This is a genomic window from Nocardioides sp., assembly GCF_036267815.1.
Taxonomy (GTDB): domain Bacteria; phylum Actinomycetota; class Actinomycetes; order Propionibacteriales; family Nocardioidaceae; genus Nocardioides.
The window spans coordinates 1-16,210 of sequence record NZ_DATAVI010000085.1 but is presented as its reverse complement, the minus strand read 5'-3'; the positions used below and the strand labels follow the sequence as shown (position 1 = coordinate 16,210).

Genomic DNA, 16,210 nt, shown 5'->3' with positions numbered 1-16,210 from the left:
AGGTAGAAGCGGACGCCGTCGCTGTACGCCTTGAGGGTCTGCGGGCTCTTGCGCTCGGCACGCAGTGCGAGCTGCCAGGACTCGGCCAGGAGCTGAGCGTCGGAGACGTTGAGACTCACTCTTGATCCTCAGTCAGACCTTGGCGCCGCTGCTCCCCTAGGAGGGGCACCACCCAGAAGTACATGTGCAGCAGGAGCGCCGGGACGAGCAGACCCCATGTTGCGCCGGCCACTACAGAGACCCTGTACAGCCACAACTGCAGGACGATGACAAGGACCAGCGCCCACAACTCCATCCATTGCCAGGACTTGAGCGGGGTACCCGGCTCGCCATCATTCACGACACGCAGGGTAGCCGAATATCTGGACTAGAAGCGCTGTAGCGCCTAGCGTGTCGCCTGACAGAGCGGCTCAAACGCCTCTCACCTGCACGGAAGCGTCTCGGACACCGGATACCTCAGTCGAGGTAGTCGCGCAGCACCTGGGAGCGGCTGGGGTGACGCAGCTTCGACATGGTCTTGCTCTCGATCTGCCGGATCCGCTCGCGCGTCACGCCGTAGACCTTGCCGATCTCGTCCAGCGTCTTGGGCTGGCCGTCGGTCAGGCCGAAGCGCATCGAGACCACGCCGGCCTCGCGCTCGGAGAGCGTGTCCAGTACGGCGTGGAGCTGCTCTTGGAGGAGCGTGAAGCTGACGGCGTCGGCCGGGACGATCGCCTCGGAGTCCTCGATCAGGTCGCCGAACTCGCTGTCGCCGTCCTCGCCCAGGGGCGTGTGCAGCGAGATCGGCTCGCGCCCGTACTTCTGGACCTCGACCACCTTCTCCGGCGTCATGTCGAGCTCCTTGGCGAGCTCCTCCGGGGTCGGCTCGCGCCCGAGGTCCTGGAGCATCTGCCGCTGGACGCGGGCGAGCTTGTTGATGACCTCCACCATGTGCACCGGGATGCGGATCGTCCGGGCCTGGTCGGCCATGGCGCGGGTGATCGCCTGCCGGATCCACCAGGTGGCGTAGGTCGAGAACTTGTAGCCCTTGGTGTAGTCGAACTTCTCGACCGCACGGATCAGACCGAGGTTGCCCTCCTGGATGAGGTCGAGGAAGAGCATGCCACGGCCGGTGTAGCGCTTGGCGAGGCTGACCACCAGACGGAGGTTGGCCTCGAGCAGGTGGTTCTTGGCCCGCCGGCCGTCCTCGGCGATCCACTGGAGCTCTTCCTCCAGCTTGGCCGAGAGCTTGCCGCCCTTGGCGAGCTTCTCCTCCGAGAACAGGCCGGCCTCGATCCGCTTGGCGAGCTCGACCTCCATCTCGGCGTTCAGCAAGGGGACCTTGCCGATCTGCTTGAGGTAGTCCTTCACCGGGTCCGCGGTCGCGCCGGCGACCATCACCTGCTGCTCGGGCTCGCCGGCGTCGTCGGCGTCGGAGACGACGAACGTCGCCTCCTTCTCGTCCTCCTCGATCGAGGGGTCGGTCGCGACATCCTTCTCGAACTGGTCGTCGGGGATGTCGGGCAGGACCTTCTTGCCATCGGGTCCGACCTCGGCTCCGTCGACGATCACGGCACCGGTCTCAGGCGCCCCTGCCCCGGCGCTCGCCGCGGTCTTCGACGTCGCCCCCGGTCGGTCCGCCGCAGTCTTCTGGGCGGTCGCCTTCTTCGCCGGACTGGTCGGAGACGCCGCCTTCTTCACCGGCGCCTTCGGCGCGGTTCTGGTCGAGCTCGACGTCGTCTTCTTCGTGGTCGAGGACACGAACACCTCTCGTCAACGTGATCCAGGGCGCGGCAAGGCCCGGTTTGGTCAAGAGCCGCACTGTCATTCTGCCATGCCACCGGTCACCGACACGAAGTGGGAACGCCCCAGGACGAGCCCGGTCCGCCGGTTGTCACCGCCTCGTGTGCCTGAGCCCGCGCCATGGCGGGGCTCAGGCACACGACCCGACAGATCCGGGTCGGGCGGGGGGTCTGTCCATGGCGAACACACTCCTCGCCCTCGCGGCGCTCGTTGTCGCCTGGCTCCAGGCGTAGTGGAACACCGCGCCGGTTCTGCCCAGGCGGGGTTGTCCGTGTCATGGAAGCCGACTCATCCTCGTCGAGCGGCAACGAGACCATCCGGGAGCGCCGGGCGAGGTAGATAAACGGCCTGGCTTGTCGAGCAGCTCTTCGACACTGGACCACCACGGGAGGCCGCATCCGACCGTGGATGATGTCCCCCGGGTCCCCCGGGTAGGTGCAGTCGCTTCGCAGCCAGCAGATGGGGTGAGCCAGTCTCAGAATGTCCTCGTCGAAGTAGAAGCGGACATCCGCGGGCCTGTGCCGTGACAATGCGGACGCCTAGGAGGCCCGGCGTGAGTCCTCGTAGGCCAAGGCCCAACGGACATCGGAGAGCGACAGGTCGAAGTCGGCAGCTATCTCCTCCCGCGTCGCGCCCTCCTCGGAGTACTCGTAGAGGATTTCGGTGCTGACGCCACCTACTGCCGGTCGCCCAAAGCGCACGTCGGGTCGGACGAGAACGGTCGACTTGCGGTCTTCCGAGGGCCTCCAGCCGTCGGCGATGTCGCCGTCCCAACTGACGTGGCTGACGAACTCTTGCCCCGGGTTGGTCAGCATCCCCTCGGCATCGACTAGATGGAAGTACGGGGAAAGCATCGCCGCCTCCTGCGCGCGGAACACTAGGTCCTTGCCGCTGACGAGCGGCTGACGATGCGCCAGTGGATAGGGGACGCCGAGGTCGTCGCGAAGTCGCTCGACGAACGCCCGCAACTCTCTCATCGGCACCCTGTTGCGGCGGTATGCCCTGAGCCAACCGGCCTCCACGAACTCGGCCCATGTTACCCATCGACTCTCCTTGTTCGGCGCTGGGCGGAGGATGGGCATGTACTGCACACCTCGCCGCACGCCGCCTTGGAGCCAGTAGTGCAGGGTCGATGGGCTGACGCTCAGGAGCCGAGCCGCCTCCGGCTCTGAGTAAGTCTCCTGATCCAGAATGTCCGCCACATGCCGGAGTGTGCCAGAACCCGCCGATCCCCCCCCCGATGCTTTCGACCTCATGACCCGCGGGTCACCTTCCGCACCCCACGCCGCCCGACGTCCTGCGAGTGCCGCTCGACCTCGGTCTCGAGGAGGTCTCGACCATGGGGCCTAGACCGTGGGAGCTCGCTGACGGGCAGTCGTGGTGACTCTCGCGGGCAGTGGGCTCCGCATCGGCGAGCTGCTCGGTCTCCAGGTCTCGGATGTGGACTTCCTGCGCCGGACCATCAGGGTCGAGCGCCAGCGTCTCCAGCGCGGCGGCATCGGGCCGCCCAAGTCCACGTCCTCACGCCGCGTCCTGCCGGTCGGGCAGGTCGCGGTCGATGATCTGGCCGCGCACCTTACGGCCTACCCGAGTGACGGCGCGCTGTTCGTCGATGAGGCTGGCGACCCGCTCACGTATCGCCGCTGGCGCTCCCTCTGGGCGGCTGCGGCGACTGAGGCCGGCGGGGAGTTCACCTCGCACGGTCTGAAGCACTTCTTCGCCTCGGCGCTCATCGCCGGCGGCGCCTCGGTCAAACAGGTTCAGGCGGTGCTCGGACACAGCTCCCCCGTCATCACCTTGCAGACCTACCGCGGCCTCTGGCCGGGCGACGACGACCGGACCCGCGACGTGATGGACGGCGATCTATCAGGACTTTGTCCACCTGCTGCAGACTCTCCGCGGACTGCGGAGGCCTCCGATGGCTGAGCGTGCAGGTCAGCCGCTCGCCGCCTTCGCGGCGGCCTTCTTCTGCTGCTTGTACTCCCGCACCTTGTGCAGCGACGCCGCGTCGGTCACGTCGGCGACCGAGCGATAGCCCTCCAGCGCGTAGTCACCGACGGCCTGCTGCCAACCCTCCGGACGCACGTCCAGCTGCTTGGCCAGCAGCGCCGCGAAGATCTGGGCCTTCTGCCGGCCGAAGCCGGGCAGCTCCATCACCCTCCTGACCAGGTCTGCCCCCGACGTAGCCTCGGTCCACAGCCGCTCGGCGTGCCCGTCGTACCGCTCCTCGACGATGACCGCCAGGGCCTGCAGCCGCTCGGACATCGACCCTGGGAACCGGTGGATCGCCGGAGGGGTGGAGCACAGCTCCTTGAACGTCGCGGGGTCGGCGGCGGCGACTGCGGCGGGCTCGATGCTCCCGAACCGGTCAAGCACCTTGGCCGGGCCACGGAAGGCATGCTCCATCGGGTACTGCTGGTCCAGCATCATGCCGACCAGCAGGGCGAACGGGCTGTCGGTCAGGACCTCGTCGGCGCGGGCGTCGCCGGTGATGTGGATGGCCATGCCAGCGAGTGTGGCAGGTCGCCCGCGAAGCGAGCCCGGGCAGCGGGGTCAGCCGACCTTGACCGCCAGCACCGGGCAGGGGGCATCGAGCAGGATGCGCTGGGCGTTGCTGCCCAAGATGAGCTTGCCGACCGGCGTACGCCGGCGCAGGCCGATCACGATGAGATCGGCTCCGGAGTCCTCGGCGATCCCGATCAGGTCCTCGGCGGGCTCGAACCCTCGGACGAGCTGGCGCACGTCGTAGGTCAGCCCGGATGCCTCGAGCTTGGCCTCCAGCGCGGTCATGTCGTCGGAGGTGCGCGCGGAGGCCTCGACGTCGTAGTCCCGACCGCCGCGGTGGGAGTTGACCACGATCAGCTCGCTGCCGCGGAGCTTGGCCTCGGCGATGCCCTGGTCGACGGCCGCCTCACCCTCCGGCTTGGGCACGTAGCCCACGACCACCGCTCCCATGGGACCTCCTCCGCGCCGGGCAGCCCGCTCTCGCGCGCTCCGTACGCAGCAGAACCTATCCCACCCACGGGCCCGCACCACCCGCGCTGCGGGGCGAAGGCTGTGGAGGACAGCCACCGCCCGTCCGAGGCCTCGGGCAGGCTGGCGACGTGGCGGTCCTCGAGAGCCCAGTGGCACCGGAGGTGCGGCGGGTGCTGCGCGCCGCGGTGCTCCTGGCCGCGGCCGACCGTCGCCCCCGGCCTCCGGCCACCCTCAGCGTCGGGGTTCCGAACGGGCCCACGACGACCGTCCTGGACGACCGCGCCTGGGACCACGGTCTGCGCACGGAGATCGTGGGCGCCGCACTTCGCGCACGCGAGGACCCACCGTGGGTCTGGGTCACCCGCTCGGGTCCGCTGGACCTCCAAGACGTGGACGCCGCGTGGCTGGGCCCGACCCTCGCCGCCGCCGCCGAGCGCGGAGTGGAGGTCGGGTACGTCGTCGTGACCCGGCACGGCTGGAGCGATCCCCGGTCGGGGGCTCGTCAGGAGTGGAAGCGCATCCGCAGGCCGCGTTGACGGGCCCGGTTCCCAGCGGCAGGCTGCCAGCGGCAGGCTCCCAGCCGGAGGCTCCGCGGAGCGTCAGTCCCAGGTGTGGACGGGGTCGTTGCTGTGCATCCGCTCGCAGTACTCCAGCAGCGTCGCCCGGAGCGCGTCGTAGCGGTCCTCCCCCGCCCGCTGGTGCATCCGGTCCACGAACCAGCTGGCGCCGTTCACGCGCAGCAGGCAGCGCTGCTCGATGATCCCGAGCAGCCGGTCGCGCTCGTCGGCCCCCACGCCCCACGACTCCAGGCCGGCGTGCGCCATCGGCAGCAGCCGACGCAGCACCAGCTCGGTCGCCGGCACCTCCCCCACGCCGGGCCAGTAGACCGTGGCGTCGATCCCGTCCTCGGCCGCCCTCTCGAAGTTCTCCTCGGCGGCCTGGAACGACATCTGCGACCACAGCGGACGGTCACTCTCGGCGAGATGCCGCACCAGCCCGAAGTAGAAGGCCGCATTGGCGATCAGGTCGGCCACGGTCGGCCCCGCGGGCAGCACGCGGTTCTCGACGCGCAGGTGAGGTGTGCCGTCGTTGATGTCGTAGACGGGACGGTTCCAGCGGTAGACGGTGCCGTTGTGGAGGCGCAGCTCGGCCAGCGACGGCGTCCCTCCGCCCTCCAGGACGGCCACCGGGTCCTCGTCGCTCGTGATCGGCAACAGGGCCGGGAAGTAGCGGACGTTCTCCTCGAAGAGGTCGAAGACCGAGTTGATCCAGCGCTCGCCGAACCACACCCGGGGGCGCACCCCCTGGGCCTTCAGCTCCTCGCTGCGGGTGTCAGCCGCCTGCTCGAACAGCGGGATCCGCGTCTCGCGCCACAGCTCCTTGCCCAGGCAGTACGGCGAGTTGGCGCCGACCGCCAGCTGCACCGCGGAGATCGCCTGCGAGGCGTTCCAGTACGCCGCGAACTGCTCCGGCGAGGTCTGCACGTGGAACTGGGTGCTGGTGCAGGCCGCCTCGGGCAGGATCGACTCAGCCGTGGTGATCAGCCGCTCGGGCCCGGTGATGTCGATCCGGATGTCCTCGCCCCGGGCGTTCAGGATCTGCTCGCTGAGCAGCTGGTAGCGCGGGTTCGCACTCATGTGCGAAGGGCTGAGGTGCCCGGGCGCCAGGGTCGGCAGGACCCCGATCATCACCTGGTGGGCGCCGACCTGCGAGGAGCGCGCCTCGGCGTCGTTGAGAGAGCGGCGCAGCGTCGCCTCGAAGGTCCCGAGCCCCGACTCCCGCAGCAGCGCGGGCGGCACGTTGATCTCGATGTTGAACTGGCCCAGCTCGGTCTGGAACGCCGGGTCGGCGATGGCCGCGAGCGCCTCGGCGTTCTTCAGGGCGGGGTCGCCGTGCTCGTCGACGAGGTTCAGCTCGACCTCGAGCCCGGTCATGGGGTCGTCGGTGTGGAACTGGTGCTCGCTGAGCATCCGCTCGAACACGTCGAGGCAGCGGTGGACCTGCTCGCGGTAGCGGGTGCGGTCGGCCCGAGAGAACTCCTGTGCTTCGACGTCCTCCCCCATGCGGTCACCCTAGGGACCGAGAACGGGCCTGGGAAGCATGCGAGACGGCGCCGGACGCCGACGGCCTCGGTGACAAGGACTGTCAGCGGACCCGGATAGGTTGCGGTCATGCGGCCGGAGGCGTCGGTGATGCACCTGGACCTCGACGCCTTCTTCGCCTCCGTCGAGCAGCGCGACAAGCCCTCCTTGCGCGGCAAGCCGGTGGTCGTCGGCGGCGTCAGCGGCCGCGGCGTGGTCAGCACGGCGTCCTACGAGGCCCGCCGGTACGGCGTCCGGTCGGCGATGTCGACGCGCGAGGCGCGCGCCCGCTGCCCGCACGCGGCGTTCCTCAACCCGAGGTTCCACGCCTATCGCGACACCAGCCTCAAGGTGATGGAGGTCCTGCGCGAGGTCTCGCCGCTGGTGGAGCCGATGTCGCTGGACGAGGCGTTCGTGGACCTGGCCCCCGCCGCCCTGGAGGCCTACGACGAGCCCAGCGTGCGCGCGTTCGCCGAGCAGGTCCGCGCCGAGGTGAGTGCGGTGACCGGCGGCCTGACGGCATCGGTGGGCATCGGCACCTCGAAGTTCATCGCCAAGGTCGCCAGCGACCTCGACAAGCCCGACGGACTCGTCATCGTGGCGGCCGGCGCCGAGCAGGACCTGCTGCGGCCGATGCACGTCACCGTCATCCCGGGCGTCGGGCCGGCCACCGCCGAGCGGCTACGACGTGCCGGGATCACCACCGTGGCCGACCTGGAGAGCGTCACCGAGGACGAGCTGGTCCGCCTGCTGGGCAAGGCACAGGGACACGGGCTCTACCAGCTGGCCCGCGCCCAGGACGACCGACCCGTGGTCCCCGAGCGCGAGACCAAGTCGGTCAGCGTCGAGGGCACCTACGACACCGACCTCACCGACCGCCGGCTCATGGAGGGCCTGGTCAGCCGGCAGGCCGTCGGCGTCGCCGAGCGGCTGCGTCGCAGCGGCCTGTCCGGACGCACGATCACCCTGAAGGTCCGGCTCCACGACTTCACCACCCTGTCTCGGTCCACGACGCTGAGCGCCCCCACCGATGCTGGTCCGACCATCGCCCGGCTGGCCCGCGGCCTGCTCGCCGAGCTCGACCTGACCGGCGGCGTCCGACTGCTCGGCGTGGGTGTCTCGGGGCTCGCCGACTGGATCCAGGACGACCTCTTCGGCGAGCAGCCGGCCGGGGCCGAGGAGGAGCCGCTGGAGTCCCTTCCCGACCTGCCCGACGTGCGCACCTGGCTGCCGGGCATGGACGTCGAGCACACCGAGCACGGGCGGGGCTGGGTGTGGGGGGCGGGCCGCGGCATCGTCACGGTCCGCTTCGAGACGGCCGACTCCGCGCCGGGGCCGGTGCGCTCCCTGCCCGCCGACGACGCCGCGCTCAGCCCCTGGCGGCCGCAGTGAGCGCCCCCGGGGCGAACCGCACCGGCTCGCCGGGCCGGAGCTGGGCGCACTGCCACAGGTCGCGCGCGTCCACGACGGCCACCACGGGGTAGCCGCCGGTCGTGGGATGGTCGGCCAAGAGCACCAGCGGCCGGCCGTCCGGCGGCACCTGGACCGCGCCCAGGACGATCCCCTCGCTCGGCAGCTCGTCGCGACGGGCCAGCGGCAGCGGGTCTCCCACCAGCCGCAGCCCGACCCGGTCGGAGTCCACGGAGACGGCGTAGGGCGTGGAGCACAGCAGGTCGACCACGTCCCCGGCGACGCGGTCCGACCTGGGGGCCGCCACGATCCGGAGCGGCCCTCTGGCCGGGGAGTACGGCGTGTCGACCGGGACGGGTGGCCGGCCACCGGGTCCGACCGGCAGCAGGTCGCCGACGGCGATCGGCGCCGGCCCGAGCCCACCGAGGGTGTCGGTCGAGCGCGAGCCGAGGACGGCCTCGCTCGCGATCCCGCCCGCGACCGCGAGGTAGGAGCGCAGTCCGCTCGAGGGCACGCCGAGCCGCAGCTCGCTCCCGGCCGACACCCGCACGGGCACCGAGAGGCCCGCGGCCCGGCCGTCGACCTCGACCGGGCAGGGTGCCCCGGTGACCGCCACCCAGACACTGCGGTCCGAGACGAGCACGAGGCCTCCGAGCAGGATCTCCAGGCAGGCGTCCTCCGGGTCGTTGCCCACCAGACGGTTGGCGAACGCCGCCGCCGGGCCCTCCAGGGCGCCGGACCGGGGCACGCCGAGGTGCGCCCATCCCGGGCGCCCGAGGTCCTGCACCAGCGCTGACGGGCCGACCGCGCGAACCTCCAGCATCAGCGCGTCACGAACCTCACCCGGGTGCCCGGAGCCAGGAGGGCCGGGGGTGTCCGGGCGGCGTCCCACAGGACGACGTCGGTGCGTCCGATGACCCGCCAGCCTCCCGGCGACGCCGTCGGGTACACCCCGCACCAGGTGCCGGCCAGCGCCACGGAGCCCGCCGGGACCCGGGTCCGCGGAGTCGCCAGGCGAGGCACGTCGACGTCGAGCCCCGACAGGTAGGCGAAGCCCGGCGCGAACCCGCAGAACGCGGCGACGAGCTCGGTCTCCTGGTGTCGCGTCGCCACGTCGTCCGGCGAGCAACCCCACCGTGCGGCGACGTCGGCGAGGTCCGGACCGTCGTACACGACGGGTACCTCCACGAGCGGACCGGCCGGGGTCTCGCCCGGCCGCCACGGCGACAGGGACGCCGGCAGGCGTGCGGGATCGACGAGGCCGTCGAGCAGCACGGTCAGCGCGCCCGGCACGACGTCGCGGGCGAGGCCCCGGTCTCGGGCCCACCGCGCGAGCGAGACGGCCTCGGCACTCGACGCCACCTCGACCAGGACCGCGTCGCGGCCCACCCGGAGGATCTGCACGGGAACATGATGGCCGCACCCGGGCCCCATGGTCATCCGCACCGGCCGGCAGCCGGAGGCGGGCCCGGAAGGAGTCCGGAAATTAGGTGAGGGGCTCTCGATGGTATGAGCACCAAGAGCCCCTCTAATGATCGCGCGGTGGCGCCCGATCCCGGACAAGCCCTCCGACCCCGCGTGCCGCCACCGGCCCGCGCCGCGAGCAAGCTCGCGATCTGGATCTTCCTGCTTCTCCGCTCCGCCCCGCCGCAAGCGGCGGGTTGGTAGGAGAGTTCTATGCCCCGCGACCCCACCCGCGCAAGGGGTTGGGGGGCAGAAATTCCGACATTTTCGAGTTGCCGGCGTGTCCTCCACAGAGATGGCCACGTCGTCCACAGATCGGCCTTGCTCGTCCACAGAAATCGCCCATCGGCTGTGGAGAGAGAACGTCACTCATCGGAGGAAGCCCGTGACCGTGAACGACGCCTCCTCCAGGGCACGTCGCACCGCCAGGGCGTGCCGGACCGCGCCGGGCGAGTCGCCGTGGACGCACAGCGACGCGACCGTCGGAGCCAGCCGGACGGCCTGAGCCGCGACCTCCGCACCGACCGTCAGCAGGGCACCCGGCTGCCCGCGCTCGACGAGCCGCCCGTCGGCGTACCCGCGGTCGGGGAAGCCCTCCTCGTACGTCGCGCGACCCGCCCGCGCCGCCAGAGCCAGCAGCCTCGAGCCGGGGAAGCCGAGGACCGGCAGACCTCCGGAGCCCGCGAGCACGGCGTCCGCCTGCTCCGGATCGTCGGTCACCCGGTGGTAGAGCGCCCCGTGCGGCTTGAGGTAGCGCACCGCCGAGCCCTCGGAGTCGGCGATGTCCGCAAGCACTCCGACCTGCTCGGCGACCTCGTCGCGGAGCACGTCGTGGTCGACGTCGCGGGCCACCCGGCCGAAGCCGGCCCGGTCGCGGTAGGAGACCTGGGCCCCGAGGACGACGCCACGCTGCGCGGCCTCGGCGCACACCGCGCGCATGATCGACGGGCTTCCGGCGTGGAAGCCGCACGCGACGTTGGCCGAGGTGACCACCGCCAGCAGACCCCGGTCGTCGGTGACCTCCTCTCCGAGGTCGGCATTGAGGTCGACCGAGCGGGAGGGGTCAGCCGGCATCGGGGAGGTCGAGGGCGTAGTAGTCATGGGTGACCCGGTATCCGAGCTTGTCGTACAGCGCGCGGGCGTGGGGGTTGTGGCCGAAGACATTGAGCCCGAGGTAGGGATGACCGGCATCGCGGCAGTGACGAGCCGCGGCGTTCATGATCGCGGCGCCGTGGCCGCGGCGGCGACGGCCCTCGTCGACCTCGATGTTGTAGACGAACGCCATCGTCTGGTCGGTGTTGAGCCACAGGTCCCCGACCACGTCGTCGCCGACGCGAGCCAGGAAGAACTCCATGCCCGGCGAGTCGAGCCCGGACGGGATCAGCTCGGCCATCTGGGTCCGGCTGCGCTCCAGGGCGGCCTCCGCCGACATCCCGGTCGCGGCCAGCTCCTCGGCGTAGGCCTCGACCTCGCCCTGGACCCAGACGTCGAACTCGGCGGCCGTCATCGTGTGCAACGCCAGGGGGGCAGGGTCGGTGAGCACCGCGTCGAGGGCCAGCACCATGTTGGTCGCTCGCACGGTGAAGCCGGGCTGGGACACCAGCGCCGAGCGGACCTGCTCCCCAGGGCCGGCGCCGATGCCGAGCATGCGCGCCCCGTGCGCGCGGGCCTGCCCGACCAGAAGCGGCAGGAGCTCGACGGCGAGGTCGGGCGAGTCGAGGACCACGTCGTAGACCACCAGCTCCTCGGCTTCCGCCCCGAGCCAGGTCCACCCCAGGGCCCGGGCGTCGTCGCGGGCGTCGTCGACGATGTCGAACCAGCTCGACACGGGCCTCAGCCGCTCCAGGGCCCCAGCCATCTGGACCCGAGCCTGGTCGGGGTCGACGAACCTGGTCGCGACGCGTCGCTCGATCGCGCGGGCGAGGGCGTCGGCCTCGTGCGCGGAGTGCGGGTCGGCAGGGATCTCACGGAGCGCGAGCACGCCGCGATGCTACTGCCGGGAGATCGGGTGGCCAGACCTTGCCAACCCCCGACCCCTCGAGGGCGGGCGGCTACTGTCCGCAGCATGACGAGCCCCGACCCGGAGGCGGCCCCGCCGACAGCCCCGCCGACAGCCCCGCCGACAGCCGAGCGCCGGCCGGTGAGCACCGACCACCACGGCCGCGCGCGGGTCGACGACTACGACTGGCTGCGCGCGAAGGGCACGCCCGAGGTCACGTCGTACCTCGAGCAGGAGAACGCCTGGACCGCCGTGGCCACCGACCACCTGGCGGCGCTGCGAGACGCGCTCTTCGCCGAGATCAAGGGCCGCACCAAGGAGACCGACCTGTCGGTCCCGTCGCGCAACCGCGGCTGGTGGTACTACGGCCGCTCCTTCGAGGGTCGTGAGTACGGCACGACGTGTCGGGCACCGGTCGCCGACCCGGACGACTGGACGCCGCCGAGCCCCGACGACCAGGCGGGGCCCGAGCACCCCGCAGTGCCCGGGGAGCAGGTCCTCCTCGACCACGACGAGCTGGCCTCGGGTCACGACTTCTACTCCGTCGGCGGGGTGACCGTGAGCCCCGACGGGACCCTGCTCGCGTTCGCGACCGACACCGTGGGCAACGAGCGCTACGTCCTGGAGGTCAAGGACCTGCGCACCGGCAACCTGCTACCCGACCGGATCGAGGGCGTGCTCGGCGGTGGGGTCTGGAGCCCCGACGGCCGGGACCTCTACTACTGCACCGTCGACGAGACCTGGCGACGCGACAAGGTCTGGCGACATCGGCTGGGGTCTGTGGAGGCCGACGAGCTGGTGTTCCACGAGACCGACCAGCGCTTCTGGGTCGGCATCGGCCGCAGCCGATCCCAGCGCTTCTTGGTGATCGCGTCGGCATCGAAGAACACCAGCGAGAACCGCTACCTCGACGCAGACCACCCCGAGGCCGGCTGGGTCGTGTTCCACCCGCGCGTCGAGGGGCTCGAGTACGGCATCGAACACGCCGTGATCGCCGGGGACGACGTCTTCCTCGTCCAGCACAACCACGGAGGACCAGACTTCGAGATCGGCAGGTGTGCCATCGAGCCGACACCGCCATCGCAGTGGCTGCCGCTGATCGCCCACGACCCGCGAGTGCGCCTGGAGGACGTGTCGGCGTACGCCGGGCACCTGGTGGTCAACCAGCGCAGCGGCGGACTGACCCAGCTGCGCATCCTCGAGCTCGACGACACCGGGGTGGGCGAGGACTACCTGGTGGACTTCCCCCAGGAGGTCTACACCGTCGGCGGAGGCGGGGGCGCGGAGTTCGGGCAGCCGGTGGTGCGGCTCTCCTACACCTCCCTCACGGTGCCGGCCTCGGTCTACGACTACGACGTGCGCAGCCGCGAGCTCCTGCTGCGCAAGCAGCAGCCGGTGCGCGACCACGACCCCTCGGCCTACGAGGAACGCCGGCTGTGGGCCACGGCGCCGGACGGCGAGCAGGTGCCGATCTCCTTGGTCCACCGCCGCGACGCTCGCGGGCCCCAGGGCCACGAGGCTCCGATCCCGTTCCTGCTCTACGGATACGGCGCCTACGAGCTCTCGACCGACCCGGGCTTCTCCGTCGCCTGGCTCTCACTGCTGGACCGCGGCGCCGGCGTCGCGATCGCGCACGTGCGAGGCGGTGGCGAGATGGGCCGGCGCTGGTACGACGACGGCAAGCTCCTCCACAAGCGCAACACGTTCTCCGACTTCGCGGCCTGCGCACACCACCTCGTCGACACGGGCTGGACGACGTCCGAGCACCTCGTCGGCGAGGGTGGGTCGGCCGGCGGCCTGTTGATCGGGGTCGCGGCGAACGAGTTCGGAGAGCTCTTCGGCGGCCTCGTCGCCGAGGTGCCGTTCGTCGATGCGCTCACGTCCATGCTGGATGCCAGCCTGCCGCTGACGGTCACGGAGTACGACGAGTGGGGCGATCCGGGCTCCGACGTGCGGGCCTACGACTACATCGCCGGCTACGCGCCGTACGAGAACGTCGGGTCGCAGACCTCTCCCCCGATCCTGGCGACCACGTCCATCAACGACACGCGCGTCCTCTACGTCGAGCCCGCGAAGTGGGTGGCCCGGCTGCGGGCGACGGCGCCCGGGGCCGACGGCCGACCCGACGTCCTGCTGAAGACCGAGATGGCGGCCGGGCACGGGGGGGTGTCCGGTCGCTACCGCGCCTGGCGCGACCGCGCCTTCACCCAGGCCTGGATGCTCGACAGGATGGGCCTGGCCACGACGCCTCCCGCCGAACCGGTCTCCTGACGGACAAGCCGCCTCGCGAGCAAGCTCGCCGCGACGCTCACCGCGGCGCGGTCGGACGGACCTCGTCCGCCCGACCCCCCAACCGGCCCCCTGACGGACAAGCCGCCTCGCGAGCAAGCTCGCCGCGACGTTCACTGCGGCGCGGTCGGACGGACTTCGTCCGCCCGACCCCTCCTCGCTCACGACTGAAAAGTCCCTGAGAGTTCGCCGGCGACGCAACTCACGGAACTGGTCGCTCGTCTGGACGGGTGAAGGGTCCGAACGACCCGGAGCGGGAATCCCCCCGCCCCCCGGTGCGTTGGAGTCGATGTGGGTACTACCGGCGAGTAGGCCCGCAGCACAGGAGGGCGTCATGGCAGCACGAACCATCAGCGCGACCCGCGAGATCGAGGGTCGCGACAGTGTGGGCCTGTATCTCGACGAGATCGCACGTACCCCGCTCCTGGACGCCGCCGCCGAGGTGGAGCTGTCCAAGACGATCGAGGCCGGCCTGTACGCCGAGAGCCTCCTGGCCGAGGGTCGCGTGGGGCGCAAGAAGGGCGGAGCGCCGCTGAGCGCCTCCGAGGCCGAGCTCGAGTGGCTCGCCGAGGAGGGCCGCAAGGCGGTCGACCAGTTCATCAGCGCCAACCTGCGCCTGGTGGTCTCGATCGCCCGCAAGTACGGCCGCGCCCAGATGCCGATGCTCGACCTGATCCAGGAGGGCAACACCGGGCTGATCCGGGCCGTGGAGAAGTTCGACTACACCAAGGGCTACAAGTTCTCGACCTACGCGACCTGGTGGGTGCGGCAGGCGATCACCCGAGGCATCGCCCAGCAGGCCAGGGTCGTGCGGCTCCCCGTGCACGTCGTCGAGGAGCTCAACCAGGTGGGCGGCGCGCGCCGCACCCTCGAGCGTCAGCTGGGCCGCGACCCCGACCCCGAGGAGATCGCGGCGGAGCTCGGCATGGAGCTCGAGCGGGTGCTCGACCTCGTCGCCTGGGGGCGCGACCACGTGAGCCTCGACACGCCGGTCGACGAGGACGGCGACACCTCCCTCGGTGACCTGATGGCCCAGGAGACCACGCCGGGACCGGACGACACCGTCCTCGACGTGGAGGCACGGGAGCGGCTCGACGCACTCGTCGGCCAGCTGGACGACCGGGCGGCCGACATCATCAGGGCCCGTTACGGGCTGCTCGACGGTCGCCAGCACAAGCTGGCCGACATCGGGGCCCGCCACAACATCTCCGCGGAGCGCGTGCGCCAGCTCGAGCGTGAGGCTCTCCAGAAGCTCCGCCGCCTGGGCGACCCTGACCTGGCCGCCTGAGAGTCGGTCACGAGCTGGTCTCGAGCAGCTCGCCGAAGACCTTCGCCACACGCTGGCGAGGGTCTTCGCGTTTCACCAGGATTGGGGATGGTGATCCCCACGCTGCTGCTTAACGTCGAGCAGGGCGGTCTGCGTCTTCCGGCTATCCATGGGCCGCCCCGGGGGGATCACCAGATGAAGCGCTCCAACGTCATGCGTGCCCGGGTCGCCATCGCGGCCCTCGCATCCGTCGCCGTTCTCCCGGCCGTCGCGCTGGCGACCGGCGTAGCGCCGGCCCAGGCTGCCGGGGTCAACGACCAGGCCGTCAGCGGCGTCGCATCGCCGATCTGGCAGCCCAACGGCGTCGTCGACGCTGTCGCCGGCGGCAACGGCGTGATCTACGCGGGCGGCAACTTCACCTCGGTGAAGCCGCCCACCGGCGGGTCGGGCTCCCCGACCGCGCGCACCTACCTGGCCGCCTTCGACGCCACCACCGGTAACCTGATCACGACGTTCAACTTCACGTTGAACGGCCGGGTGTACGCGCTCGACCTCTCCCCCGACAAGAAGACGCTGTACGTCGGCGGCGCGTTCTCGACGGTCAACGGCGTGAGCCACAACCACATCGTGGCGATCAACCTCACCACGGGGGCTCTGAACACGACGTTCGCCGCCGCGGCCAACCGCAACGTCCGCGCGATCGAGTCGACGAGCTCCACGGTCTACATCGGCGGCGACTTCACCACGGTCAAGAACCAGACCCAGGCCTACATGGCCTCCATCTCGGCCACCAACGGCGCCCTGAACACGGCGTTCGCGCCGACGTTCCTCCAGCGGCCGGCGCAGACCTGTCCGACGAACCCGCCCCCGGGCTGCACCACCACGACGTACACGCCCAACGTGCTCGCGATCAAGGTCTCCCCCGACGGCAGCCGGGTGCTG

General features: G+C 71.0%; 16 protein-coding genes and 1 pseudogene. 6 read left to right on the top strand and 11 right to left on the bottom strand.

The window, feature by feature from the left end; all coding sequences use genetic code 11:
* Nucleotides 1-115: 115 nt before the first annotated feature.
* The 4 genes from VHW64_RS17535 to VHW64_RS17525 form a co-directional block, all read right to left on the bottom strand.
* Nucleotides 116-340 carry a hypothetical protein gene (locus VHW64_RS17535; protein WP_329651863.1) on the bottom strand — a complete coding sequence of 75 codons (225 nt, stop codon included), beginning with the start codon at nt 338-340 and terminating at the stop codon, nt 116-118.
* A 116-nt stretch (nt 341-456) separates the two neighbouring features.
* Nucleotides 457-1,680, bottom strand: coding sequence for an RNA polymerase sigma factor (locus tag VHW64_RS17530; protein ID WP_414690527.1), 1,224 nt, complete (start codon nt 1,678-1,680; stop codon nt 457-459).
* Nucleotides 1,562-1,807 carry a hypothetical protein gene (locus tag VHW64_RS20350; protein WP_414690528.1) on the bottom strand — a complete coding sequence of 82 codons (246 nt, stop codon included), beginning with the start codon at nt 1,805-1,807 and terminating at the stop codon, nt 1,562-1,564. Before VHW64_RS20350 ends, VHW64_RS17530 begins: the two co-directional genes overlap by 119 nt.
* 514 nt (nt 1,808-2,321) lie before the next feature.
* On the bottom strand, nt 2,322-2,984 hold the full coding sequence (locus tag VHW64_RS17525) for a DUF433 domain-containing protein (RefSeq protein ID WP_329651861.1): 663 nt from the start codon (nt 2,982-2,984) through the stop codon (nt 2,322-2,324).
* Nucleotides 2,985-3,162: 178 nt separating this feature from the next.
* Between VHW64_RS17525 and VHW64_RS17520 the strand changes: the two genes are divergently transcribed.
* Nucleotides 3,163-3,708 carry a site-specific integrase gene (locus tag VHW64_RS17520; RefSeq protein WP_329651860.1) on the top strand — a complete coding sequence of 182 codons (546 nt, stop codon included), beginning with the start codon at nt 3,163-3,165 and terminating at the stop codon, nt 3,706-3,708.
* Between the two features lie 9 nt (nt 3,709-3,717).
* Here VHW64_RS17520 and VHW64_RS17515 read toward each other — a convergent pair whose 3' ends face one another.
* Nucleotides 3,718-4,287 (bottom strand): HhH-GPD-type base excision DNA repair protein, encoded by a 570-nt coding sequence (locus VHW64_RS17515; protein WP_329651859.1) that lies wholly within the window; start codon nt 4,285-4,287, stop codon nt 3,718-3,720.
* A 48-nt stretch (nt 4,288-4,335) separates the two neighbouring features.
* Nucleotides 4,336-4,737, bottom strand: a complete 402-nt coding sequence (locus tag VHW64_RS17510; protein ID WP_329651858.1) for a universal stress protein — start codon at nt 4,735-4,737, stop codon at nt 4,336-4,338.
* 149 nt (nt 4,738-4,886) lie between these two features.
* Here VHW64_RS17510 and VHW64_RS17505 point away from each other — a divergent pair, with 149 nt between their 5' ends.
* Nucleotides 4,887-5,294: a hypothetical protein gene (locus VHW64_RS17505; RefSeq protein WP_329651857.1), complete on the top strand. Its 408-nt coding sequence runs from the start codon at nt 4,887-4,889 to the stop codon at nt 5,292-5,294.
* A 63-nt stretch (nt 5,295-5,357) separates the two neighbouring features.
* On the opposite strand, the gene VHW64_RS17500 is transcribed toward VHW64_RS17505, so the two are convergent.
* Complete coding sequence (locus VHW64_RS17500; RefSeq protein WP_329651856.1) at nt 5,358-6,821, bottom strand: glutamate--cysteine ligase; 1,464 nt, start codon at nt 6,819-6,821, stop codon at nt 5,358-5,360.
* Between the two features lie 108 nt (nt 6,822-6,929).
* Between VHW64_RS17500 and VHW64_RS17495 the strand changes: the two genes are divergently transcribed.
* Nucleotides 6,930-8,231, top strand: a complete 1,302-nt coding sequence (locus VHW64_RS17495; protein WP_329651855.1) for a DNA polymerase IV — start codon at nt 6,930-6,932, stop codon at nt 8,229-8,231.
* Here VHW64_RS17495 and VHW64_RS17490 read toward each other — a convergent pair.
* The 4 genes from VHW64_RS17490 to VHW64_RS17475 all read right to left on the bottom strand — a co-directional run bounded on the left by VHW64_RS17490 (nt 8,209) and on the right by VHW64_RS17475 (nt 11,694).
* Nucleotides 8,209-9,072 carry a biotin-dependent carboxyltransferase family protein gene (locus VHW64_RS17490; RefSeq protein WP_329651854.1) on the bottom strand — a complete coding sequence of 288 codons (864 nt, stop codon included), beginning with the start codon at nt 9,070-9,072 and terminating at the stop codon, nt 8,209-8,211. The genes VHW64_RS17495 and VHW64_RS17490 overlap by 23 nt on opposite strands.
* The gene (locus tag VHW64_RS17485) at nt 9,072-9,653 is read right to left on the bottom strand and encodes an allophanate hydrolase subunit 1 (protein ID WP_329651853.1); all 582 of its coding nucleotides are present in this window, start codon (nt 9,651-9,653) and stop codon (nt 9,072-9,074) included. The genes VHW64_RS17490 and VHW64_RS17485 overlap by 1 nt, the downstream gene beginning before the upstream one ends.
* Before the next feature lie 429 nt (nt 9,654-10,082).
* On the bottom strand, nt 10,083-10,787 hold the full coding sequence (locus tag VHW64_RS17480; RefSeq protein ID WP_329651852.1) for a 5-oxoprolinase subunit PxpA: 705 nt from the start codon (nt 10,785-10,787) through the stop codon (nt 10,083-10,085).
* A complete protein-coding gene (locus VHW64_RS17475; RefSeq protein WP_329651851.1) occupies nt 10,777-11,694 on the bottom strand; it encodes a GNAT family N-acetyltransferase in 918 nt (305 codons plus the stop codon). Before VHW64_RS17475 ends, VHW64_RS17480 begins: the two co-directional genes overlap by 11 nt.
* An 84-nt stretch (nt 11,695-11,778) precedes the next feature.
* On the opposite strand from VHW64_RS17475, the gene VHW64_RS17470 reads away from it, so the two are divergent.
* The 3 genes and pseudogenes from VHW64_RS17470 to VHW64_RS17460 form a co-directional block, all read left to right on the top strand.
* Nucleotides 11,779-13,983, top strand: coding sequence for a S9 family peptidase (locus tag VHW64_RS17470; protein ID WP_329651850.1), 2,205 nt, complete (start codon nt 11,779-11,781; stop codon nt 13,981-13,983).
* A gap of 352 nt (nt 13,984-14,335) precedes the next feature.
* A complete protein-coding gene (locus tag VHW64_RS17465; RefSeq protein ID WP_329651849.1) occupies nt 14,336-15,289 on the top strand; it encodes a sigma-70 family RNA polymerase sigma factor in 954 nt (317 codons plus the stop codon).
* Between the two features lie 174 nt (nt 15,290-15,463).
* A pseudogene (locus VHW64_RS17460) lies at nt 15,464-16,210 on the top strand (hypothetical protein); the annotation flags it as partial.

What these genes read in the sequence shown, in the direction of transcription:
- VHW64_RS17495 (WP_329651855.1), top strand. Translation starts at nt 6,930, where the DNA reads ATGCGGCCGGAGGCGTCGGTGATGCACCTGGACCTCGACGCCTTCTTC.
- VHW64_RS17470 (WP_329651850.1), top strand. Translation starts at nt 11,779, where the DNA reads ATGACGAGCCCCGACCCGGAGGCGGCCCCGCCGACAGCCCCGCCGACA.
- VHW64_RS17465 (WP_329651849.1), top strand. Translation starts at nt 14,336, where the DNA reads ATGGCAGCACGAACCATCAGCGCGACCCGCGAGATCGAGGGTCGCGAC.
- VHW64_RS17515 (WP_329651859.1), bottom strand. Translation starts at nt 4,287, where the DNA reads ATGGCCATCCACATCACCGGCGACGCCCGCGCCGACGAGGTCCTGACC.
- VHW64_RS17490 (WP_329651854.1), bottom strand. Translation starts at nt 9,072, where the DNA reads ATGCTGGAGGTTCGCGCGGTCGGCCCGTCAGCGCTGGTGCAGGACCTC.
- VHW64_RS20350 (WP_414690528.1), bottom strand. Translation starts at nt 1,807, where the DNA reads ATGACAGTGCGGCTCTTGACCAAACCGGGCCTTGCCGCGCCCTGGATC.
- VHW64_RS17510 (WP_329651858.1), bottom strand. Translation starts at nt 4,737, where the DNA reads ATGGGAGCGGTGGTCGTGGGCTACGTGCCCAAGCCGGAGGGTGAGGCG.
- VHW64_RS17500 (WP_329651856.1), bottom strand. Translation starts at nt 6,821, where the DNA reads ATGGGGGAGGACGTCGAAGCACAGGAGTTCTCTCGGGCCGACCGCACC.
- VHW64_RS17480 (WP_329651852.1), bottom strand. Translation starts at nt 10,787, where the DNA reads ATGCCGGCTGACCCCTCCCGCTCGGTCGACCTCAATGCCGACCTCGGA.